Annotated in this window: 19 protein-coding genes; 8 read left to right on the plus strand and 11 right to left on the minus strand. The window is 70.4% G+C overall.

Translation table 11 applies throughout. From position 1 onward, the window contains the following. Positions 1-19 precede the first annotated feature (19 nt). Positions 20-1528 (plus strand): GMC family oxidoreductase, encoded by a 1509-nt coding sequence (locus tag ACIRCZ_RS00280; protein WP_402851580.1) that lies wholly within the window; start codon positions 20-22, stop codon positions 1526-1528. Here the strand turns inward: ACIRCZ_RS00280 and ACIRCZ_RS00285 are convergent. The 5 genes from ACIRCZ_RS00285 to ACIRCZ_RS00305 all read right to left on the minus strand — a co-directional run bounded on the left by ACIRCZ_RS00285 (position 1509) and on the right by ACIRCZ_RS00305 (position 7165). Beyond that, on the minus strand, positions 1509-2762 hold the full coding sequence (locus tag ACIRCZ_RS00285; RefSeq protein ID WP_402848369.1) for a multidrug effflux MFS transporter: 1254 nt from the start codon (positions 2760-2762) through the stop codon (positions 1509-1511). The genes ACIRCZ_RS00280 and ACIRCZ_RS00285 overlap by 20 nt on opposite strands. Beyond that, positions 2759-3775 (minus strand): alpha/beta hydrolase, encoded by a 1017-nt coding sequence (locus tag ACIRCZ_RS00290; RefSeq protein ID WP_402848372.1) that lies wholly within the window; start codon positions 3773-3775, stop codon positions 2759-2761. Before ACIRCZ_RS00290 ends, ACIRCZ_RS00285 begins: the two co-directional genes overlap by 4 nt. Further along, on the minus strand, positions 3772-4851 hold the full coding sequence (locus ACIRCZ_RS00295) for an alpha/beta hydrolase (RefSeq protein ID WP_402848375.1): 1080 nt from the start codon (positions 4849-4851) through the stop codon (positions 3772-3774). Before ACIRCZ_RS00295 ends, ACIRCZ_RS00290 begins: the two co-directional genes overlap by 4 nt. A 58-nt stretch (positions 4852-4909) precedes the next feature. After that, the gene (locus tag ACIRCZ_RS00300) at positions 4910-5890 is read right to left on the minus strand and encodes an aldo/keto reductase (protein ID WP_402848378.1); all 981 of its coding nucleotides are present in this window, start codon (positions 5888-5890) and stop codon (positions 4910-4912) included. Between the two features lie 78 nt (positions 5891-5968). Beyond that, positions 5969-7165, minus strand: coding sequence for a zinc-binding dehydrogenase (locus ACIRCZ_RS00305; RefSeq protein WP_402848381.1), 1197 nt, complete (start codon positions 7163-7165; stop codon positions 5969-5971). Positions 7166-7277: 112 nt separating this feature from the next. Between ACIRCZ_RS00305 and ACIRCZ_RS00310 the strand changes: the two genes are divergently transcribed. Then, positions 7278-8750, plus strand: a complete 1473-nt coding sequence (locus ACIRCZ_RS00310; RefSeq protein WP_402848384.1) for an amidohydrolase — start codon at positions 7278-7280, stop codon at positions 8748-8750. Positions 8751-8920: 170 nt separating this feature from the next. Here ACIRCZ_RS00310 and ACIRCZ_RS00315 read toward each other — a convergent pair whose 3' ends face one another. Continuing rightward, the gene (locus ACIRCZ_RS00315; protein WP_402848387.1) at positions 8921-9661 is read right to left on the minus strand and encodes an SDR family NAD(P)-dependent oxidoreductase; all 741 of its coding nucleotides are present in this window, start codon (positions 9659-9661) and stop codon (positions 8921-8923) included. A gap of 101 nt (positions 9662-9762) precedes the next feature. Here ACIRCZ_RS00315 and ACIRCZ_RS00320 point away from each other — a divergent pair, with 101 nt between their 5' ends. Then, a complete protein-coding gene (locus ACIRCZ_RS00320; protein WP_402848389.1) occupies positions 9763-10737 on the plus strand; it encodes an aldo/keto reductase in 975 nt (324 codons plus the stop codon). 84 nt (positions 10738-10821) lie between these two features. Here the strand turns inward: ACIRCZ_RS00320 and ACIRCZ_RS00325 are convergent, their stop codons facing one another. After that, positions 10822-11562, minus strand: a complete 741-nt coding sequence (locus ACIRCZ_RS00325; protein ID WP_402848392.1) for an alpha/beta fold hydrolase — start codon at positions 11560-11562, stop codon at positions 10822-10824. Between the two features lie 154 nt (positions 11563-11716). Here ACIRCZ_RS00325 and ACIRCZ_RS00330 point away from each other — a divergent pair, with 154 nt between their 5' ends. Together ACIRCZ_RS00330 and ACIRCZ_RS00335 are read left to right on the plus strand one after the other, a co-directional pair. Beyond that, entirely contained in the window at positions 11717-12706 is a 990-nt protein-coding gene (locus ACIRCZ_RS00330; protein ID WP_402848395.1) for a methyltransferase dimerization domain-containing protein, read from the plus strand. 26 nt (positions 12707-12732) lie between these two features. Further along, the gene (locus ACIRCZ_RS00335; protein WP_402848398.1) at positions 12733-13752 is read left to right on the plus strand and encodes an MBL fold metallo-hydrolase; all 1020 of its coding nucleotides are present in this window, start codon (positions 12733-12735) and stop codon (positions 13750-13752) included. Between the two features lie 122 nt (positions 13753-13874). On the opposite strand, the gene ACIRCZ_RS00340 is transcribed toward ACIRCZ_RS00335, so the two are convergent. The 4 genes from ACIRCZ_RS00340 to ACIRCZ_RS00355 all read right to left on the minus strand — a co-directional run bounded on the left by ACIRCZ_RS00340 (position 13875) and on the right by ACIRCZ_RS00355 (position 19175). Then, on the minus strand, positions 13875-14468 hold the full coding sequence (locus ACIRCZ_RS00340; RefSeq protein ID WP_402848401.1) for a TetR/AcrR family transcriptional regulator: 594 nt from the start codon (positions 14466-14468) through the stop codon (positions 13875-13877). 113 nt (positions 14469-14581) lie between these two features. Further along, positions 14582-16246, minus strand: a complete 1665-nt coding sequence (locus tag ACIRCZ_RS00345) for an amidohydrolase (RefSeq protein WP_402848404.1) — start codon at positions 16244-16246, stop codon at positions 14582-14584. Next, positions 16243-17142, minus strand: a complete 900-nt coding sequence (locus ACIRCZ_RS00350; RefSeq protein ID WP_402848407.1) for a molybdenum cofactor biosynthesis F family protein — start codon at positions 17140-17142, stop codon at positions 16243-16245. Before ACIRCZ_RS00350 ends, ACIRCZ_RS00345 begins: the two co-directional genes overlap by 4 nt. A gap of 50 nt (positions 17143-17192) precedes the next feature. Next, positions 17193-19175: a primary-amine oxidase gene (locus ACIRCZ_RS00355; RefSeq protein WP_402848409.1), complete on the minus strand. Its 1983-nt coding sequence runs from the start codon at positions 19173-19175 to the stop codon at positions 17193-17195. A gap of 275 nt (positions 19176-19450) precedes the next feature. Between ACIRCZ_RS00355 and ACIRCZ_RS00360 the strand changes: the two genes are divergently transcribed. The 3 genes from ACIRCZ_RS00360 to ACIRCZ_RS00370 are packed head-to-tail and all read left to right on the plus strand — an operon-like array spanning position 19451 to position 22526. Continuing rightward, complete coding sequence (locus tag ACIRCZ_RS00360; RefSeq protein ID WP_402851583.1) at positions 19451-20896, plus strand: APC family permease; 1446 nt, start codon at positions 19451-19453, stop codon at positions 20894-20896. Positions 20897-20919: 23 nt separating this feature from the next. After that, positions 20920-21684, plus strand: a complete 765-nt coding sequence (locus tag ACIRCZ_RS00365; protein WP_402848412.1) for an SDR family NAD(P)-dependent oxidoreductase — start codon at positions 20920-20922, stop codon at positions 21682-21684. Beyond that, a complete protein-coding gene (locus ACIRCZ_RS00370; RefSeq protein ID WP_402851586.1) occupies positions 21684-22526 on the plus strand; it encodes an SDR family NAD(P)-dependent oxidoreductase in 843 nt (280 codons plus the stop codon). The genes ACIRCZ_RS00365 and ACIRCZ_RS00370 overlap by 1 nt, the downstream gene beginning before the upstream one ends. The last annotated feature ends 6 nt before the right edge of the window (positions 22527-22532 follow it).

Raw genomic sequence — 22532 nt, forward strand, 5'->3', positions numbered from 1 at the left:
CGCGCAGGCAGCTCGCAGCGTGATCGTCATCGGAGCGGGCTCCGCCGGGTCTGTCGTCGCCAGGCGCCTGGCAGACGCCGGCGTCGCCGTGACCGTGCTCGAAGCGGGAGGGGAGGACACCAACCCGGCCATCCACGACCCCAGCAGGATGGGCGAGCTCTGGCACAGCGCGGACGACTGGGACTACTTCACCGTGCCGCAGGAGCACGCGGCAGGCCGCAGGCTGCACCTGCCGCGCGGCAAGGTGCTCGGCGGCTCGCACTCGCTCAACGCGATGATCTGGGTGCGCTGCGCCCCCGCCGACTTCGACCACTGGGCGTCGCTCGGCAACGACGGCTGGGCGTGGAGCGACGTGCTCCCCGTCTACCGGGCGATCGAGCGCTCCTCCGGTGGCGCATCCGAGCTGCGCGGTGCCGACGGGCTTCTCGACGTGACAGACGACTACCCTCTCGACCCCATCCAGCAGTCGATCGTCGACGCCGCGGTCGAAGAGGGGTTGGAGCGCAATCCGGACTACAACGGCGATCACCTCGACGGCGTCTCGCAGCAGCAGATCACCGTGCGAGACGGACGCAGGCTCAACACCTACCTCGCCTACCTCAAGCCGGTGCGCGACCGCGTCGACGTGCGCACGGGATGCTGGGTGCACCGCCTCCTGATCGAGGACGGGGACGACGGACTCCCGCGCGTGGTCGGCGTCGAGTTCGAGCGGAACGGCGAGGTGCAGGAGCTGCGCGCCGACGAGGTCGTGCTGTGCGCCGGCGCGCTGGACTCTCCGCGCATCCTGCTGCGCTCCGGCATCGGTCCCGCCGGCGAGCTCGCTGCCGTCGGCATCGACTCCGTCGTCGACCTGCCGGGCGTGGGGAAGAACCTGCACGACCACCTGCTCTCCCCGGTGATCTTCACGACGGAGCGCGAGGTCGGCGCACCGAGGGAAGGCGTCTCGGTGACCCAGTCGCACCTGTTCTGGAAGTCCGACCCCGGCCTCGACGTGCCGGACACCCAGCCCATCCACTTCTCCGTGCCGATGTACCAGGACGGCATGACGGGACCGGCGGACGGGTTCAGCCTGATGGCCGGGATCGTCTCCCCGAAGGCGCGCGGCAGCGTGACCCTGTCCGGCCCAGGCGCGCACGACCCGCTGCTGATCGATCTGGATGCACTCGGTCACGCCGACGACGTGGCCTCCCTGGTCGCATCGGTGCGGCAGTGCCGCAGCATCGGCCGACGCCCGGCGCTCGCCGCCTGGGGCGCGACAGAGCTGTACCCTGGCCCCGACATCGGCGACGGCGACGACCTCGCCGACTACGTGCGGTCCACCGCCGTCACGTACCACCACCAGGTGGGGACGTGCGCGATGGGGGTGGATGCGCAGGCCGTGGTGAGCCCGCGGCTGCGCGTGCACGGGCTGAACGGCGTGCGCGTCGCCGACGCGTCGATCATGCCGCGGGTGACGACGGGGAACACGAACGCGCCGAGCGTGCTGATCGGGGAGAAGGCGGCGGCGTTCATTCTGTCGGGGGAATGACAGGAGTGGCGGGAGCGCCGAGCAGGCGCGGCACCACGGCCCAGGCGAGCACCCCTGCGATGGTGGCCGCGATGGCCACAGTGAGCGCCATCGCGATCGCCGTCGACCCGCCGAGCGAGGCGAACGGCCCGACGATCGGCCCGACCGTGAACGTGACGGTGCCGAGCACCGCCGCCGCTGTTCCCGCGCGCGCCGAGTGGGAGCCGAGGGCGAGCGTTGTGCCGTTCGGTCCGCCGACGCCGGCCGAGAACAGGAACAGCGCGAGCGAGGCGAGGATGCCGGGCAGCCCCCAGCCGAGCAGCACGGAGCAGAGCAGCAGCAGAGCGGCCGCCGCTGTCGCGAGCTGGCCGGTGAGGTACATCCGCGCTGGTCCGATTCGCCGGACGAGCAGGCGGCTGAGCTGCGCGCCGAGCAGATTGGCGAGCGCGTTGACGGCGAAGAACAGGCTGAAGAGCTGCGGGCTGAGGCCGTACTGGTCCTGCAGCACGAAGCTCGACATCGACAGGTAGGCGAAGAACGCGGCTCCACCGGCGGCGGCCGCGATCACGATCACGACGAACAGCCGGTCGCGCAGCAGCTCGCGCAGGTGGGTCGCCGTGGTCCGCAGACCACCGCTGTGCCGCATCCCGGGCGGCAGCGACTCCGTCAGGCCGGTGAGGGCGATGACGAACAGGGCGAGGCCGATGCCGGTCAGCACCAGGACGATCCCGCGCCAGCCCATCACCAGGGCGAGGGTGCCCCCGACGACGGGCGCGACGATCGGAGCGGATGCGCTGACCACAGCGAGCAGCGACAGCATCCGCGAGAGGTCGACGCCGCTGTACATGTCGCGTGCGACCGCCATCGTGATCACCAGCCCAGCCGACCCTGCGAGCCCCTGCAGCAGCCGGGCGACGAGCAGCACCTGGATGTTCGGGGCGAGCACGCAGGCGAGGGAGAACAGCGTGAACAGGGCGACGCCGATCAGCAGCGGCCGGCGTCGACCGTACCGGTCGCTGAGCGGCCCGGCGACGAGCTGGCCGATGCCGAGGCCGATCATGCAGACCGACATGGTCGCCTGGGCGAGCGCGTCGCTGGTGCCGAGAGAAGCGGCGAGCTGCGGCAGCTGCGGCAGATAGAGGTCCATCGACAGCGGCCCGAACGCCTCGAGCAGGCCGAGCACCAGGATGCTGCGGCGCACGCTCATCACCGGAATCACCGCCGTCTGCTGCGCGGCGGGCGACGGCGTGGTCACGCGACCGGCGGCGACGCTGGAAGGCGCAGCGTGCGGCGCAGCCAGCTGTCCCTGGCGTCGAGGGCCGCTCTCGACACGATGGCGTCCGGGGAGAAGCCGGAGAAGCCGTGGTACGCGCCGGACCAGACGTGGAGCTCCGCCTGGCCGCCCTCCGCCCAGATCCGGAGCGCGTACGCGATCGACTCGTCGCGGAACACCTCGGCGGCGCCGACCTCGATGTATGCGGGAGGCAGGCCGGACAGGGCGGCTGCCCGAGCGGGCGCGGAGTACGGCGAGACCCGGTCGGTGAACCGGTCGGAACCGAGGATCGCATCCCAGGCCGTGTCGTTGTTGTTGCGATCCCAGGCGCCGATGCCGTCGTACTGGCGGCTGGAGACGGTCTCGTTGCGGTCGTCGAGCATCGGGCAGTTGAGGAGCTGCCCGGCGAGCACGGGACCACCCCTGTCCCTGGCCATCAGGGCGACGGCGGCCGACAGGCCGCCGCCCGCGCTCGCCCCGGACACGATGATGCGCGCAGGGTCGACGCCCAGCTCTGCCGCGTTCGCCGCGAACCAGAGGAGGGCGGCGTAGCAGTCCTCCCCGGCTGCCGTGCCGGGGTGTTCGGGAGAGAGCCGGTACTCGACGGCGACGCCGACGGCGCCGTACTGCTCGGCGAGGTCGATCAGCTCGCCCGTGCCGAAGAACCGCGTGCCGAGCACCTGCCCTCCTCCGTGGATGCTCAGCGCGCCTGGCGCATCCTGTGCCGGCTCGGCGGACGCCCGCTGCGGCCGGACGATGGTGATCTCCACGTCTGGCGCGCCATCCGGGCCGGGGACGACCCGATGCTCCGCCGTGACAGCCCGCCCGGCGACCTGCGCCTCGATCGGCGGGATGATCGTGGCGAAGTGCGCGCGGTTGGCGAGGATGGTGTCAGCCCGCAGCGGGATGCCTTCCACCAGTTCGAGGAACGCAGCGAGGCCCGGTTCGAGCGCGGGGTCGTACGGCACCGGGCGGATGGTGGAGTCGAGCGTCATTGCTGTCCCTTTCGTGCTGGCGAGGTGGCGGTGCGCGGTTTCGTGCTGGTGCGCGGTTTCGTGCTGGTGCGCGGTCCTTGGCCGAGGATGCGGCGCAGCCAGGAGAACCGGGAGGCGAGCGCCGCCCTGGTCAGCTCGCTGCCCGGCGCATACATGTCGAAGCCGTGGAATCCGCCTGACCAGACGTGCAGCTCCGCTTCGCCGCCGACCGCCCAGATGCGCGAGGCGTATTCCACGTCTTCGTCGCGGAACGGCTCGGCCGCCCCCACCTCGACGAACGCTGGCGGCAGGCCGCTCAGGTCGGCGGCGCGGGTCGGCGCTGCGTAGGCTGGCGCCTCCGTGCTGTACGCGAGCTCTTCGCCCAGCACGCACTCCCAGGCGAGCAGATTGGCCTCGCGGGTCCAGGTGCCGATCCCCGCATACTGGTGGCTCGACACGGTGGTGTTGGTGTTGTCGATCATCGGGCAGAGCAGCAGCTGCCCTGCGATGGCTGGGCCCCTGCGGTCGCGCGCCATCAGGGCGACGGCGGCGGAGAACCCTCCACCGGCGCTGCCGCCCATCACGACGATCCTGTCCTGGTCGACGCCCAGCTCGGCGGCGTGCTCCGACAGCCAGGCGACGCCGGCGTAGCAGTCCTCGACACCGGCGGGGAACGGATGCTCAGGAGCGAGCCGGTATTCGACGTTCACCGCGATCACGCCCAGCTCGGCCACCAGCTCGACCAGCCGCGCCGTCTCCCAGCTGCGGTGACCGACGATCATGCCGCCGCCGTGGATGTTGTAGAGCGCGGGAAGCGCTGCGCGGGTCGCGTCGTGGCCGCGCGGGGTGAGGACGGTGATCTCCAGGTCGGGGGCGCCCTCCGGGCCGGGGATGACGAGGTCGACGGCGTCGATCGGAAGGTCGCCGATGACCTCGGCGGCGCTCGGGAACAGGGTGTCCGCGCCCTCCCTGGAGAGGTGCAGGGTCTCCCTGCTGAGCGCGGGCTGCTGGTTCTGCGCCATGGCGTCGAGGACGGGGGCGATCTCCGGGTCGAACGGGACGCGGGTGACGGTGCTGGACTCTGCTGCGATGGTCATGCGTGCTCCTGGGGTGTGTGCTCTGCTGGATGAACGTGCCGGGGGTGCTTCGCGATGCTCACGGGCCCTCGGGGTCGACGATGCCCTTGTCCGCCCAGAACGGTGCGACTCTGGCGCGCAGCTGGGCGGCGCCGACGCGCTCGACCAGGGCGACCGCATCCAGGTTCTGCTGCACCTGTTCGAGCCTGCTCGCGCCGAACAGCGTTGTCGTGGTGGCCGGGTGGGTGAGGGTGAACGCGACGGCGAGCTGCGCCGGCGTCGTGCCGAGCTCGTCGGCGACGGCGGAGAACGCGGGAACGTCGGCGACGATGCGCTCCCTGATCGCGCCGGGATCGCGGCCGACCTCACGGCGTGGCGTGACGTTGCCCGCCAGGATGCCGCCCTCCATCACATCGGACGCCTGCATGGTCAGCCCGTTGGCGAACAGCCGGGCGAACGGCTCGCCGTCCGGGATGGAGCGGCGCGCGACGCTGTACTTGAGCTGCGCGATCTGCGGGCCGGCGACCCCTTCCGCCGCTGCGATGTCGCTGAGCGACTGGATGTTCGCCGCCGACCAGTTGTTGACGCCCCACGCCCGGATCAGCCCGGCGTCGGCGAGTGCCGCCAGATCGAGGACGATGTCGCGCAGTTCCAGGTCGTCGCGGCGCAGGTCGCCGAGGATCACCAGGTCGGCGTGCTCGCTGCCCACCCTGAGCAGCGCGTGCTCGAGCTGCGGGCGGAAGCCGCCGTCGCCGAACCCCTCCAGCCACAGCTTCTCCGACAGCAGGTAGTCCTCCCGCGGGATGCGCGCCGCCCGCACGATCGCGGAGAACAGCACGTCGGTGAACACCGGAGGCTGCATCCCGCGGAACCCGTACACGCCGACGTCGAACAGGTTCACACCGCTCTCGACGGCGAACGACACCATGTCGACCGCGTCGGCGAAGTCCATCCTGTCGTAGGTGTGCCAGGAGCCCAGAGACAGGACGGAGGCGTCGATGCCCGATGCGCCGATCGGGCGGCGGGGGATGGGGGCGGTGCTGGTGTCGCTGATGGTCACGGTGTCTCCTTGGTGGGGTTCGATGCTGGTGCGCGCATCCACGGGGTCGCGCGTGCGCGGGTTCTGGCACCCATGTGCTCAGCCGATGCGCGGGTCGATGACCGCTTTTATCTCGCCGAGCGCGGCCATCGTCGCGACCTTCTGCGACGCCTCAGCCAGCCCGACCGGCGCGCTGAACAGCTCGTCCCACGGCAGCCTGTCGCCGAAGCTGCGGAAGAACTCGATGGCCCGGTAGTAGTCGGAGATGTCGCCGTTGAGCGAGCCGACGACGGTCAGCTCCTTGCCCATGATCGTGCTGAGCGACACGGGTTCGCCCGTCGGTCCTGTGCTGCCGACCACCACGAAGGTGCCGCGCTGCGCGGCCATCGCGACCGCTTCCGGTCCGACGCTCTGCGCGCCGGCGAGGTCGAGCACGAGGTCCGCGCCCTGGCCGTCCGTCAGGTCGAGCACACGCTGCACGGTCGCCTCCGAGCCACCTGCGATGTCGACGACGTGGTCGGCTCCGAAGCGCTGCGCCACGGCGAGCCGGTCGGCCGGTGCGCCGACCGTGACGACAGTGCCTGCGCCGGAGAGGTGCGCGACCGCCGTCGCGAAGATGCCGAGCGCGCCGGAGCCCTGAACGACGACCCGCGACCCTGGACGAACGCCGCCCGCCCGATGGAAGGCGCGCAGCACGGTCTTGGCGGCGCATCCCGCCATCGACGCCCAGGTGTCCTCCACCTCGTCCGGGATCAGCAGTTTGGCTGCGCCGGGCGTCACATAGGCGTAGTCGGCGAGACCGGCGGTCGCGAACGGGGGCACGTCGGACCGTTGCAGGAAGCCGTAGCCGCGCTTCGAGCAGGCGACAGGCTCGCGCAGGACGGTGCAGCCGAAGCACTCGCCGCAGGTGGACTCAGACCAGCCGATGCGGTCGCCGACGCTGAGCGCGCGACCGAGCGCATCCCTGGTGCCGGTGCCGACCGCGACGATCTCGCCCACCATCTCGTGCCCGAGGATCATCGGCAGCATGCCGGGGAAGGTCATCTTCCCTGACCAGATCTCGATGTCGGTGCCGCACAGCGTCGCACAGTGGATGCGCACGAGCGCCGCGCCAGGTTCGAGCGTGTCTGGCAGGGGCACGTCCTGCATGGTGAGCGGTTCGCCGTGCGCCGTGAGGACGGCGGCGCGGGTGCTGCGCGGGAGAGCGGGCGCGTCGGTCGCCGACGCGTCGGTCGCCGACGCGTCGGTCGTTGGTGCGTCGGTCGTTGGTGCGGTGGTGGTGCCTGGATTCGCCATCGAAGTCTCCGTTCCGTTCGACGGAATCCGGTGGCCTCACTGCGCATCCGGTCGTCGATGTGGGTTATTCTACATACGTTGACCAAAATAGCGAGCCTCTCGAGGAGGAGAAGTGCAGCGACGCGACACCCCAGACCCCAGCGCAGACCTCGTTCTGCGCGGCGGGACCGTGCACACCCTCGACGAGGACGACACAACGGGCACGGCCATCGCCATCCGCCACGGCCGGGTGCTGCGCGTCGGAAGCGATGCGGAAGTGACCGCATCCATCGGCCGCCGCACCCGTGTGATCGAGCTCGACGGGCGCGCGGTGATCCCTGGCATCAACGACTCCCACCTGCACGCGACGTGGCTGGGCGCGATGTGGCCGGAGACGGTGTTCGGGGCGGCGGCGGGGGCGGCGGTTTCCGGCTCGGCGGGGGATGCGGGTGGCGATTCCGCTCCTGCTGCCCCGGAGTCCGCGGATTCCGACCCGCACGACACCTCCCGCTCCGCGCCTCTCGTCACCACGCGCGCCGAGCGCCGGGCGGCGATCCTCCGCGCGGGAGAGCTGATCGCCTCGCTCGGCATCACCAGCTACACCGAGCCGGGCATCGGCCCCGGCGAGGACGCGGGAGCGACGGGCTGTTTCGCCCAGGACGTGTTCGATGCATACGTCGAGCTCGAAGCGGAGCGCCTCCTCACCGCGCGGGTCAACGTGCTCGCGCTGTTCGGAGTGCTCGACGGCCCGAGCACCCTCCACGAGGTGACAGCGGGTCTGCGTTCCCTGGAGCGCGAGACCACCAGGCCGGCCTGGCTGCGGGTCGCCGGCGTCAAACTGTTCGGCGACGGCATCCCGCCGATGCACCAGGCGTGGACCAGGCACCGCTACCCCGATGGTACGTCCGGTGGTCTCCTGGTGGCCGGTCTCGACGCTGACGAGCGAGCGGACAACCTCCGCAGGATGATCCTCGAAGCCAATCGCCTCGGCTACCAGGTGGGCATCCACGCCACGGGCGACCGCACCATCGACACGGCCGTCTCCGCGGTCGAGGACGCCATGCGCGACAGCAGGATGGAGCTGCGGCACTACATCATCCACGGCGACCTGGTGACCCCTGGCGCCCTCTCCAGGATGGCCGCGCTCGGGATGGGCCTGAATGTGCAGCCGGGGATCGCGGTCGCGACCGCGTCCTGGCTGGCGGCGGTCCTGGGCGACGAGGTCGCCGTATCCGCGTGGCCGATCGCGGCGGCGACCCGGGCGGGCGTGTCGGTGTCGCTCAGCTCCGACGCCCCCATCCTCGCCCCGGACTGGCGTCAGGGCATCGCCGACGCCGCCGCCTGGCTCGGCGCACCTGCCAGCGGCCACGAGGCTGAGGTCGACCGGATGCGCGCCATGCTCCGCGGCTACACGGTCGCCCCGGCGCGTCAGGACGGCGCCGACCCGTGGAAGGGCACGCTCGAGCCCCGCAAGGTCGCCGACTTCTGCGTGCTCGAGACCGACCCGCTGCACGTCCCGGCCGCGGAGCTGCCGGCCGTCGGCGTGGACCTGACGGTCGTCGACGGCGAGCTCGTCTACGAGCGCCTGCCCACGTACTCGCGCTGACGCGCTGCGCTGCGCTGCGCTGCCGGCCTCCGTCCGGAAGGCGAATCCGCGCGAACCGTCGCGAAGCTCCGTCCAGACGGAGATTCCGCGCGAACCGTCGCGAAGCTCCTTCCGGACGGAGGATGGTGCGGCGTGTCGCTCGCGATCTCCTTCGGACGGACCGCGCGCCGTCAGACCAGCAGCTGGCCGCCGTCGACCGCCAGGCTCGTCCCGGTAATGTGCGCCGCTCCCTGACCGGCCAGGAAGAGGACGGCCGGGGCGATGTCGTCCACGTCCGCGAGCTTTCCGAGCGGGATGCGCGCCGCCCAGGCCGCGCGCTCCGGCGACCCTTCCGGCATCCCGAGCTGCAGCATCGGGGTGAGTACCGGCCCTGGCGCGACGGCGTTGACGCGGATGCCGGCCGGCGCGAGTTCGATGGCCGCCCAGCGGGTGATCGAGTCGACCGCCGCCTTGCTGGATTCGTACGCGCCCATCCCCGGCGTCGGCTGGCGTCCTCCGATGGAGGAGATGTTGACGATCGCGCCGCGGGTCCCCGCCGCGGTCATCTGGCGGGCGACCGCCTGCGTCACGGCGAACGTGCCGAGGATGTTGACGCGCACGATCGCGTCGTATGCGGCGACGCTGAGGTCGGTGAGGCGTCCGTGCACCGACAGGATGCCCGCGTTGTTGACGAGCACGTCGATCGGGCCGTGGTCGGCGGCGATCTCCTCGACCGCCGCGGCGACGGCGGCCTCGTCTGTGATGTCGACGGCGATGGCGGATGCGCCGATCTCGCTCGCGACGCGGGCGACGGTGTCGGCGTCGACATCGGCGAGGACGACACGGTCGCCGTTCTCGATGAACGCCTCGGCGATGCCGCGGCCGATGCCGCCGCCTCCACCGGTGATGAGCACAGTGCGGGTTTCGGTCACGGATCTCTCCTTCTCAGGCATCGCGCCACCACGTCATGACGCCGAATGCAGTTATATTATACAAACGTAGAAAAAAGCGAAGCTGCTTCAGGAGGCCAGTCGTGTCATTCACCGGAACCGTCCCCACCCGCGCACTCGGCCCGGGCGGCCCCGAAGTGCCCGTCTTCGCGCTCGGGTCGTGGAACACCTGGGACAGGATGGAGTTCGACGACGCGGTCTCGCTCATCCGGCGCGCGCACGAGGTCGGGGCAGCGTTCTTCGACGTCGCGCACTACAACATGGGCCCGCACGCGGAGAACGCGAAGACCGACCTGATCTTCGGCGAGGCTGTGCGTGCATCCGGTCTCGGCCGCGACGAGTACCTCCTCTGCGGCAAGCTCTGGCTGTGGGAGTATCCGCAGACGACGTTCGCCGACCAGATGCGGACCTCGCTCGACCGCATCGGCGTCGACAAGGCCGACCTGGTCGTCGTCGGCGACTACTTCGGCGAGGTGGATGTCCGCTCCATCGTCACCGATGTCGCCGCCGAGATCGCGGCAGGGCGCTTCGACGCCTGGGGCGTCAACAACTGGGCGATCGACGATGTGCGACTCGCCATCGCGTTCGCGCACGAGAGCGGACTGACCCCTCCGTCCTTCGCGCAGCTCAAGTACGGGCTGGTCCGCCGCACGATGGCGGAGGGCTCGTACTACGGCGATCTGTTCCGCTCCGGCGCGCTCGCTCTGCAGGCGTCGGACGTGTTCGAGGGCGGTATCCTCGCCGGAAAGCTCGCGCCGTCCCGCAAGATCGGCGCGGACGTCGGCGGCATCCGGGAGCGGATCGTGGCTGCGTACCCGCGCGTGCTGCAGATCGCGGACGGCTTCGGCGCGACCCCGACACAACTCGGTCTCGCGTTCGTGCTCGCGCACCCCGCGACGGCCAATGTCCTCTTCGGTGTCAGCCGCGCCGACCAGCTGGAAGACAACCTCGGCGCCCTGGCCATGCTCGACCGGGTGGGGGTGGATGCGCTTCGTGCGGCGACAGAGGAACTGTGGCTCGACCGCGAGGTGAACGCGGACGGCACGTGGAGCATCTGATGCGTCTGGTGCCTCTGATGCTGGTGGGGTAGCGCGAGGCGGATCGCCGGGCGTCGAGGCAGGCGTTGGGGCCCGGCGGATGTGTCACTCCGCCAGGTACGCCACCGCCGCCTCCCTGAACTCGGCGCTGTCCAGCGCGCCTCTGTGGTCGCCGGGCACACGCACGATGCTCGCCCCCGGCACGGCGGCGACGAGCTGCTCGATGCCGCCCGACATGGGATCCTCCGAACCGGCGACGAACAGGGTCGGCACGTCTGGCGCGCCGTCCTGGGGTGAGAACGGTTCAGAGCCGAGTCCGGCGATGAGTGCAACGAGGGACGCGGTGTCCCTGCCAGGCGCGGACACCATGCCCGCCATCATCCCGGTCAGCGGGTCGATGGTCGCGCCCGCCTCCGCCTCCGCCCCTGTCGCCAGGAGGAGCGCATCCACATCCACTGCCGCGAACGGCTCGAGCGGGCTCAGGCCACCCAGCACCATGCGGCGCACCCGGTCCCCGGATGCGGAGGGCAGCTCCCAGGCGAGGCGCGCGCCGAGCGAGTACGCGACCACATCCACCTGGTCGACGCCGAGCGCATCGATGGCGGCGACGATGGTGCCGACCACCGCCGTCGTGGTGGCGGATTCGGCGGCGACCGCCGGGGAGGCGCCGTGGCCGGGGAGATCGACGACGTGGCTGGTGCGGCCGGCGTCGGCGAGCGCCTGGGGCCAGCCGGTCGCCGCGAAGTCCTCGTGTCCGCTCGATGCGAAGCCGTGCAGGAGCACCACAGGGGGCAGGGAGGCGCCTGGCGCGACGATGGTCTGGATGCTGAGGGGAGGGGTGGGCATGTTGGTCTCCTTCGACGACTACCTGTTTTTCTATGTTAGTAGAAAATAAACGTCAACGTCTGTAGAGTCAGGTCATCTCCACTCAGACATCGCCGTCCGGAGGTCATCGAAATGGAAGGCCAGCGGCGGCGCCACGACAGAAAGAGCGTGACAAGTGACCTCAACCCGTGCAGCAACGCCAGAAGCGATCGTGGACATCGCCATCGGTTTCATGGGCGCGAAGCAGCTCTTCGCCGCCAGTCGCGTCGGTCTGTTCACCGCCCTCGCGGACGGCCCCCTCGACGTGGCGGGTCTCGCAGCGGCGACCACGGTCTCCGAGCAGCAGATCCGCGTGCTCGCTGACAGCATGACGGCCCAGGGCCTCCTCACCAGGACGGATGGGCGCTACGAGCTCACCCAGGATGCAGCCGCCTACCTCACCGGCGATCGCGCGGACATCGACCTCGCCCCGTTCCTCGCCTTCCTCAACGCGACCAGCTACCCGCAGTGGCTCGGCTACGACTCGACCGTCGACACCAACGACGCAGGCGTCCTCGACCTCGACGACGCAGGCTGGGGAGCGTTCCTCGACGGCGTCATGACATACAACGAGCTGCACGCGGCGATGCTCGTGCGCCACTTCGACTTCGCGCCATACCGCAACGCGCTCGACCTCGGCGGTCTCAGCCCGGCGTTCGCCGCTCAGGCGATGCGCGCGAACCCCGACCTGCGCATGCGTTTCGTGTTCGACCAGCAGTCGGTGCCGTCCGTGCAGGCGGCCGTGGATGCGGCCGGGCTCGCCGACCGCTCTGTGGTCGAGGGCGCGGAGACGGCGACGGCGGAGCCGGGAGGGGAACACGACCTCGTGCTCGTCAATCACGTGATCCACCGCTTCAGCGACGCGGAGAACCGCGCGATTCTGCAGCACGCCCGGGCCGCAGCCGCGCCCGGGGCGACCCTGGTGGTGCTCGACTTCTTCCTCGACGACGACCAGGAGCAGCGCAAGATCGACGCCCTGCACGCTGGCGAGTACTACAACATCGACGGAACGGTCGTCTACCAGGAGTCCGTGGTGCGCGAGTGGCTCGCGGCAGCGGGCTGGACACCGCGCGGCACGATCGCCCTCCCCGGCAGCCCGCGCATCCTGGTCGCCGACGCCGCCTGACCCCGCGCGGCCGGTAGCCTGACGGGGTGACGGAGACGCTGGCGCAGGAGGTGGGTGCTGGCGTGCACGCGGTTCGCGTGCCGATGGCGCCTGGCGGTCTCCCGTACAGCCTGTGCTACCTGGTCGAGGACGCGAGCGGGCGCATCCACGTGGTCGACCCTGGCTCTGCAGGCGCTGGCAATCTCGCCTGGCTCACCGAAGCCCTGCAGGGCATCGGCCACGGGATGCGGACGGTCGCCTCGATCGTCGTGACACACCTGCACCCCGACCACCTCGGCCTCGCGTTCGACCTGAGCGCTGCCGCCGGAGCGCCCATCCTGCTGCACGAACGGGAACGGGATGCGCTGCTCGGGGTCGGGGTCGGGGCCGGGAACGGGGACGGGGACGGGGACGGGGGCTGGCCCACCGCGCCTGACCCTGCCGCGCGGCTCGACGGCTGGGGGGTCCCAGACGAACGGCGGCAGGAGCTGTTCGCGGCGATGGCCAGACCCGCGGTGTCGGCCGCGGTGCCGGACGGAGCCGCCGAGCGGATCGTCGGCGTCGCAGACGGCGAGCTGCTCCCGGTCCCCGGACGCAGCATCCGGGTGCTGTGGACACCGGGGCACACGGCCGGCCATCTGTGCCTGGACGACGCCGACAACGGGATGCTCTTCACCGGCGACCACGTGCTGCCCACGGTCAACCCTGGCATCGGGCTCGGCGCCGGGTTCACCAGGAACCCGATCGCCGCCTACCTCGAATCGCTCGAACGTGTCGCTGCTCTCGGCGAGCGCACGGTGGCTCCCGGCCACGAACGGGTGTTCGGCGTGCTGGGGGAGCGCTGCGACGAGCTGTCGCGGCACCACCTGCGACGGACGCGAGAAGTGGTGGCACGGCTGGCGAAGGGCGACGAGCCCAGTGTGTGGCAGATCGCGCGATCCCTGACCTGGACGGGCGGCTGGGAGGGCCTCGGCGGCTTCACCCTCCTGTCTGCGCTCGCGCAGACCGCGATGCACGCGGAGTTCGCGCGTTCCGCTGACGCACGGCGATACGTGGGCGCCGGGTAGTCGCTCGCGGTACAGGGGCGCGTCGGCTAGCCGCGTCACGCTCGCGCCGCGACCTGCGCCGCGCCGCCGCGCTCTGCGCCGCTGCGCCGCGTCACGACCTGCGCCTCGCTCCGTCGCGGGCGTCAGGCGGTCGTGATCCGGTCGAAGAACGCGTCGAGCTGAGCCTCCAGCAGGGCCGGGGTCGACAACTCCGGGGCGATCAGGCTCATCACGTTCGCGCCGACGTTGATGAGGACGATCTCATCGACCAGCTGCTCGTCGGGGGTGGGCGCGACGATGTCGCCGTCCGCCCTGCCCTGCTCGATGTACGTGAGCAGGCCACCGCGCCAGCTGGTCAGGTGGGAGAGGTACGCCTGGTGCAGGTCGTTGTTCGACATCGCCCGCTCCCAGAAACTCAGCAGAACGCGGCCGGCGACGATCGCCTCCTCGGTGAGCGGCGCTGACGCGTACACGATCGCGCGGAGGGCGGCGAGGCCGGTGGCGTCGCCGACGGCAGAGGCCACACCCTCGCTCATCATGCCGAGGGCGCGGTCGTACGTGCCCTGGATGATCTCGTCCTTGCCGGGGAAGTAGTGCTTCAGCGCGCCGTTGGCGAAACCGGCCTCGCTGGCGATCTCCCGCATCGTCGCCGCCTCGAGGCCGCCTTTGACGATCAGCGCCCAGGTCACGTCGATGATGTCGGAACGGCGCTGATCGTGGTCGATCACCTTGGGCATACGGCTCCCCTCGAAAACGCGCTGCGACTCGGCCCCGATGGCGTCGTCGGCACGAACAGCAGCGTTGTCAACAAGTGTAGGGTAACCGCCCTCCCACACGGCGGAAGCGGCTGTCAGTTGCGCGAGAAGACCTGCTCACCCCCGAAATACGTCTGCTCGACGGTGACCAGGTGCAGCTCATCGGCCGGAATCCCGAACGGATCCCGGTCGAGCACCACGAAGTCGGCGGACTTGCCCGGCTCTATCGAGCCCGTGACGGCTCCGAGGCCCATCGCCGTCGCGCCGTTCACGGTGAACACCTCGATCGCCTCCGCGAGCGTGATGGCCTGCTCGATCCCGAGCACACCGTCGCGCTGCCCGGACGGGTCTGCGCGCGTCACGAGCCCTTCGATGCCCTCCCAGGCGTTCGGCGTCTCGCTCACCGGCCAGTCGGAGCCTCCGGCGACGAGGGCGCCGGAGTCGATCAGGGCGCGGTTCGGCTGCAGTCCTGCGACCTCGTCCGCTGGACGAACGGTGCTCAGCGCATCGGCGATCACGCCGGGGAACCACAGGAAGGGCGAGATGTCGGCGGACACCTCGAGCTGCGCGAATCGCGGCAGGTCGCTCTCGGCGATGAACTGTCCGTGCGCGATCTGGTAGAGCGGGGCGGTGTGGCCCTCCGCGCGCACGGTCTCGACCGCATCCAGGACCATGCGCACAGCGGCGTCGCCCGAGCAGTGGATCTTGGCGGAGATGCCCTGCGCCGCGGTGCGGCGCAGCCAGCCGAGCAGCTCGTCAGCAGGCATCGTGGTTGTGCCGTGGAAGTGTGCGCCGTGTGCGTCGGACGGCAGGTACGGCTCCAGGAAGGCGCCGCTGTGGGCCGGCGGTGTTCCATCCAGGAAGATCTTGATGAAGTCCGGTCGGTGATGCTCGCCGGTGAGCTCAGCGCGGTGCGCGATCAGCGCATCCCCGAGCTCGGCGTATCCGAAGATCTGATCGTTGACGGTCATCGAGGACACGACCCACGCGCGCAGCTCACCCCGGTCGTCGAGAGTCTTCAGCGCCCGCATCTGGTCGAGCGAGATCGCCGCATCCTGGAACGCCGTGATCCCGTAGGAGTGCACGATTCCGATGGCGTGCGCAGAGGACTGCTCCTGCTGTGCGGCGGTCAGCGTGACGGCAGGCCTGGCGACGTCCTCCACGAGCAGGCCGGCCGCTTCGAGCAGCACGCCGCTCGGCTCGCCCGTCTCCGGGTCGCGCACGATGACGCCGCGCTCCGGGTCTGGAGTGGCTGCGTCGATCCCGGCGAGTTCGAGCGCCCGCGAGCTCGCCCAGCGGTTGTGGTGGCTGTCGTCGGTGAGGAGCACGGGACGTCCCCCTGCTGCTTCGTCGAGCCCGCGCCGCGCCTGGGCGTGCCCGAGCAGGTCGAGGAGTCCCGTGCCCCAGCTGCTGCCGACGATCCACTCGTCCGGACCCTTCGTCGCGGCGTACGCGCGCACCGCGGAGAGGATCTCGTCGTAGCTCGCGGTGTTCGAGAAGGTCAGCTCGAACAGCGCGGCCCGCCCGGCGTGGGAGTGGTGGTTGTGCACGTCGACGAGGCCAGGCATCACGAACGCTCCGTGGAGGTCGAGCACGGTGGTCGACGGACCGCGAAGCGCGGCGACGTCGTCCGCCGAACCGACCACGACGATGCGTCCTCCGCGCACCGCGAAGGCTTCAGCGTGCGACCGCTCGCCGTCCACCGTGTAGACGGCGGCGTTCGTGACGAGAAGGTCGGCCGCCCCGTCGACGTTGCTCATCGCGTCGCGCCCGCAGCGTCGGCAGAGCCGCCCGCGGAGTCGGCGCCCGCACCCGAGGCGCCCTCCGTCGCGCCGACGGCCGGGTCGTACGGCTCCGGATGCACGGTGTTGCTCAGCAGCCGCCCGTACGCCCCGAAGGTGAAGTGCGTCGGCACCTCGCCCGACTCGTCGAGCCCGAACAGCACGCCGTGCGACCGGATCGAACGCACGTTGCGGTGGTCGGCGATGGTCACGGACGCGCACGGGATGACCTTCTCGCGCCAGGTGAACACGTAGATGCCCGGCCGGATCTGCCAGACCGAGTTCTCGTCGGTGTCCGCCAGCCCCTTCTCCGGCCCCGCGAGGCACTGCCAGGTGTACCACTGGGGGCTCAGGTAGACGTGCTCGTATGCGTGCTGGCTGCTGTACACCCACATCACGCGGCGGCCGATCAGGGCCGTCGTCGGGGCGGGCTCGGCTCCTGTCGTCTCGATCCCGTCGATCAGGGACGGAACGAACAGCTGACGCACGGCTGTGGTGCCGGGGAACTGGTCGCCGATGCCCTGGATGACCGACAGCGCGCGTCCGTTGGTCAGGTCGAGGACGAGCGATACGGCCTCGTCCGGCTGATGCTGGTGGTGGAACTGCGCGAAGTACAGCCCGGTGTCGACCTCGAACGCCTCGTACGGATCGGTGCCGGAGGACGCGGGGATCGTATCCGCCGGTCCAGGCTGGTACTCCCACTCGACGCTGTCCGCGCCGAACCGGTGCACGATCCGCGTGCCACGCTCGTCGACGAGTGTGACGGTGCGTCCGGCGAGGTCCCCGCTCGGCTCTGCCTTGTTGGCGTCGAACCCCGGGGCGAGCCCGTCGAGCGGCAGCCAGGTGGAGGTGTCCGACAGGGTGAGTGCGCTCATGATGTCTCCGTTTCGATGTGGCGAGTGAAGTGAGTGAGGTCGGTCCGCGGTCAGTGCTCGCAGCTGCACGCGGCGCCGCCACCGCAGCAGGAGGCGGCAGCAGCACCGTCCGGCAGATCGAGCGCCGGGTTGCGGTCGAGGAAGCCGTACGGCTTGAACAGGAAGCCCGAGTAGTCGACCGGCATCATCGGCCAGTCTTCCGGGCGCGGGATATGGGTGGGACCGAACACGTGCCAGAGCACGATGTCAGCGTCTTCCAGCGAGCGGTCGGCAGCGGTCCAGGCCGGCAAGCCGGCGCCGCCGGCGTGCGCGTTGGGGTAGTCGCCGGCGGGGAAGCGCTCTGCAGGGTCGAACGCGGTCGCCCACAGGTGCTTCGTGGCGAAGGTCGCCCGCCCGTAGACGGTCGATTCCGGCTGCGCCATCAGCGTCGCCCCCGGCTGCGGGATGAGGTGGTACGCCGTCGGCTTGCCGACCAGGTTGCGCCGCTCTGCGCTGGTGATCTCCCACACCCGCGACGACGCCGTGTTCGCCAGGCGGGCCGCATCCCGTTCGCTCCGGATGGGCGTGGTGCTCCAGGTGAACGCGTTGCCGTATGGGTTGTCCTCGCCGATCGGGATGCCGACCACATCCACCTCGGAGAGCGAGTTGCGCTCACCATCGATGGCGACGTCGAGCCTGGCGCAGAACAGGTGCTGGTGCACGGGGGCGAACAGTCCTGGCGCGATCTCGGTGGCGTGAGGGTCGTCAGAGCCGGGGATGCCGGCCCCCGCGAACACGATCCCGGTCGCCTTCGCCTCCACCTGGATGGTGCCGTCGAGGTAGAAGTACCAGAAGAAGCCGTAGTCGTAGTTGCCGATGGTGGAGAAGTAGGAGACGACGAGCCTGCGCGAACGTCGCACCTCTGCCTTGCCGTTCAGATCGGTGTGCTTCCAGAGCACGCCGTAGTCCTCTTCGTGCATGCAGACGACCTGCGGAATGGCCATCGGGTTGCCGTGGTCGTCTGCCACGATGCCGTCGAAGTAGTGGATCACGCCGAGGCAGTCGCAGCCGAGCGTGAGACTGTTGGCGTTCTTGCCGAGCAGGTACTCTCCGGCGTCGAAGTAGCTGATCCAGAAGCGCGTCGGCGTCGTGTCGCCGTACGGCACCACCATCTCCGGCACAGAAGCGCGCGAGAGCACCGGCCTGTGCTCGTCGCCGTCGCGGAAGCTCACCTGATTGAGCACGAGCCCTTCTCGGGCGTTGAACCCAACACGGAACCTCCAGTTCTCCCACTCGACGGACTGCCCGTCGACGTGGAAGCTCGGGCCGTCCGGCTGGGTGATCTCGATCGGCTTGAGCGAGGTGCGCGCTGGCCCGACCGTCGCGGCGTCGTAGTTGCCGTCCAGAGCGGGGACGGGCACATCGCCGTCGTCCTCGACCCGGATGACCTCGCCCTTCGTGAGGTCGATGTGCACGATGAGCCCCTCGACGGGGTGCGACCACGGCGAGTCCTCCTGGCTCGACCGCAGGAACGTGAGCGACCGGATGGCGCGTCTGCCTGCCTCGTCCGCCCTGTTGAAGAACCCCGGCGCGAGCGGCGCGCAGAACGCCAGCTCGATGCGATCGGCCAGCCCGCGGCGCGTCATGGCCGCCTGCCACTCCGGCGAGGCCTTCGCGATCCGTTCTGCGGCCTCGTACTCCTCGAGGAGGTACTGCGGCTGGCCGTACGGCGCGTCCGCCGTCGCCAGTGGCGTGTGGCTCACCAGCTCGGACGTCGTGACGGAGACCACGGCCTCCGCTGACGCCCCGGTTGCGGTGTCGAGCAGCACGAACAGGATGCGCCGCTCGATCGCATCCCCTGGCTGGAAGGCGGCGACGGCCTCCTTCGACGGCTCGACCGGCAGGACGGACGGGAACCGCGTGTCTGGGCCGATCAACCCTGCCGCATCGAGGACGTCGCGACCGCGCGAGAGCTCGGCGGCGGTCAGCGGGTCCAGAGGGTGTGCGACAGCGGTGGGTGCGGTCGAGGTGCTGGTGTGGTGGTGCGCGGACATGGACATCCTTCTCGTGGTGGTCTGTTCAGTATCGAAGCCGTACTCCATCCTGCGGAATGGGGCGCTGGACGATGTTCCCTTTGAGTCAAGTTGTGTGCAGTTGAAGCCAAGGCCAACCTGTGGAGGAAACGGGAACATCGCAGTAGCCGTGGCGAATCCCGTGCCGCGCCGACCGAGGAGTACCTCCCGTGACCTCCACAGAACAGGCAGACGACGTCGTCGCCGTGACACCGACCACGCGTCCGAGGCGCCTCGGAGTCCCCGCCGTCACGTTCATGATCATCGCGGCGTCCGCCCCGCTCACCGTGCTCGCCGGCGGCGTCACCACCACGTTCGCCGTCACAGGGGTGACCGGCGTGCCGCTCTCGTTCCTGATCCTCGGTGTGACGCTCGCGATCTTCGCTGTCGGCTACGCGGCGATGAGCCGGTTCGTCACCAATGCGGGAGCGTTCTACTCCTACGTCGCGCGCGGCATCTCCCGCCCGGCGGGCGTGGGCGTCTCGATCGTGGCCTTGGTGTCATACAACGCGATGCAGATCGGCGTCTACGGACTGTTCGGCTTCCAGGTCTCGTCCCTGCTGAACGCGAAGTTCGGCTGGGATGTGCCGTGGTGGGTGCCGATCATCGTCTGCATCGCGTTGATCGCCGTGCTTGGCGTGAACCGCGTCGACCTCTCGGCGAAGGTGCTCGGCGTGCTGGTCGCCCTCGAGTTCGTCGTAGTCATCGTCTACGACGTCGCCGCCTTCATCGTCGCGCCCGAGGGTGTGAGCGGCGAAGCGCTCAGCCCGTCGAGCCTGTTCGTCACCGGCATCGGCGCCGTGTTCGCGTTCGGCATCGCCGCCTTCATGGGCTTCGAATCCGCCGCGATCTACGGCGAGGAGTCCAAAGACCCGAAGCGCACGATCGCCAGGGCGACGTATACCGCTGTCGGCATCATCGCTCTGTTCTACGCGCTGTCGTCGTGGGCGATGACGGTTGGCTCCGGCCCGAGCACGGTCATCGCCGACGCCACCAAGCAGGGCCCGGACCTCATCTTCACCTTCCTGTCCACGAACGTCGGCGTGGTCGTCAGCGACATCGCCCAGCTCCTCTTCGTGACCAGCCTGTTCGCCTCTCTCGTCAGCTTCCACAACGCCGTCGCCCGCTACTTCTTCTCGCTGGGCCGCGAGGGCGTGCTGCCCGGCTGGCTGTCCAGGGTTCGGGCGCGCAGCGGGGCGCCGTGGGCAGGCTCGGTGACCCAGACGGTGCTCGCCGTCGTCGTGATCGCCGTGTTCGCCATCGCGAGCGTCGGCTGGGTGCCTCCCGAGGGCGCACCGCCCGCGCTGTTCCCCGTGCTGACCCTGTTCTCCTGGCTGACCAACAGCGGCGCGATGGGGCTGGTGCTGCTGATGGCGATCGTCTCCGTCGCTGTGATCGGCTTCTTCCTGCGCGACGGCCGCGGCGTCGGCGTCTGGCAGCGGCTCGTCGCCCCGATCGTCTCCGGAGTCGCCCTGCTGGTGGTGTTCGTGCTGATCCTGGTGAACTTCAATGTGCTGCTCACCAGCGACCCGACGGCCCCTCCGACGGCGACCACCTTCATCCTGCCCGCCATCGTGATCGTGCCCGGCATCCTCGGCATCGTCTGGGGCGTCGTCCTCAAGAAGCGCAACCCCCGCGTGTATGCGCAGATCGGCCACGGCACGGAGGAAGCAGGAGCCCCCGAGCTGGGCCAGGAAGACTGAGCGACGAGGACCCGGCACAGCGAATGGAGCTCCAGCTCGACGGCCGCGGCGTGCTCGTGACGGGCGCGGCCAGCGGCATCGGCCGGGCGTGCGCGCTCGCGTTCGCCGCGGAGGGCGCCCGCGTCGCGCTGCTCGACAGGGATGCGCGGGGGCTGGCGTCCGCGGAGGCCGAGCTGCGCGCATCCGGTGCTGCGGCGGTCGCGATCCAGGTCGACGTCACCGACGAGGCGTCCGTCTCCTCCGCTGTCACGGCTGCGTCCACCGCACTGGGCACAGTGGATGCGGTGATCGCGTGCGCGGGCATCTCCGGTCCGTTCGGTTCCCCCTTCGACGAGATCGCGCTGGCGGACTGGAACGCGGTGCTCGCCGTCAACGTCACAGGGCCGTTCCTGATCGTCAAGCACGCGCTGCCGCACCTGCGGTCGGCCGAGGCGCCGTCCATCGTGCTGCTCGCGTCCGATTCGAGTTTCGTCGCCGCGCCGGGGATGGTGCCGTACAACGCATCCAAGGGGGCGGTGCTGCAGCTCATGCGGGCGCTGTCCGTAGACCTCGCCGCGGACGGCGTGCGGGTCAACGCCGTGTGCCCGTCGATCGTCGACACCCCGATGGCGCGTGCCGATCTCGGCGTGCAGCCTGGCGGGTTCGCGGACGCGGAGTTTCCCGTGCAGAGCCCAGCCGAGGTCGCCAGGCACGTGCTCTACCTCGCGTCGCCGGTCTCCCGGCCGGTGAACGGGCACGCGCTCGTCTCCGACTTCGGGTATCTGGCGCGTTCGTCCTTCCCCGCGTGATGCGCGCGGGGCCGACCACCAACAGAGAGCAGGCAGCCGTGCCACTGAGCCGAGCATCCGTCGACGGCAAGGTCGTCGTCATCACAGGGGGAGGGACCGGCATCGGCGCCGCGACCGCCCGTCGCTACGCAGCGGAGGGCGCGCACGTCGTGCTGGTCGGACGGCGACAGGGACCGCTCGACGCCGTGGCCGCCGAGACCGGCGGTGTCGCCGTCGTCGCCGACGCGAGCGTGCGCGAGGACGCGGAAGCGGTGGTGCGCAGGGTCGTGACAGAGCTCGGCCGCATCGACGTGGTGGTGGCGAACGCCGGCGGCCACGGGGTGGGGACGGTCGACGAGACCGACGACGCCGCGTGGGAGCTTTCGTTCCGCACCAACGTCACCACAGCGTTCGTGCTCGCCAGGGCTGCTCTGCCGCAGCTCGTCGAGTCGCACGGGCAGATCGTGATCGTGTCGTCGCTCGCCGGGCTGTTCGCCGGTCCAGGCGTCGCCGGCTACACGGTCGGCAAGCACGCGCTGATCGGGCTCACGCGCTCGCTCGCCCGCGACTACGGCCGCTACGGCGTGCGGGTCAACGCGGTCTGCCCCGGCTGGGTGCAGACGCCGATGGCCGACGAGGAGATGGACGATTTCGCTCGCGCTGCCGGGCTGGCGAGTCGCGAGGACGGCTACCGCATCGTGACGGCTGCCGTTCCGCTGGCTCGTCCCGCCCAGCCGGACGAGATCGCCTCGGTGATCCGCTTCCTCGGCTCAGCAGAGTCCTCGTACGTGACGGGCGCGACCATCGTCGCGGACGGCGGAGCCCACATCGTCGACGTCCCCACCATCCCGCTCGACGCCTGACCCGCC

Origin of the sequence: Leifsonia sp. NPDC102414, from assembly GCF_044765685.1 — a bacterium.
GTDB lineage: Bacteria > Actinomycetota > Actinomycetes > Actinomycetales > Microbacteriaceae > Leifsonia.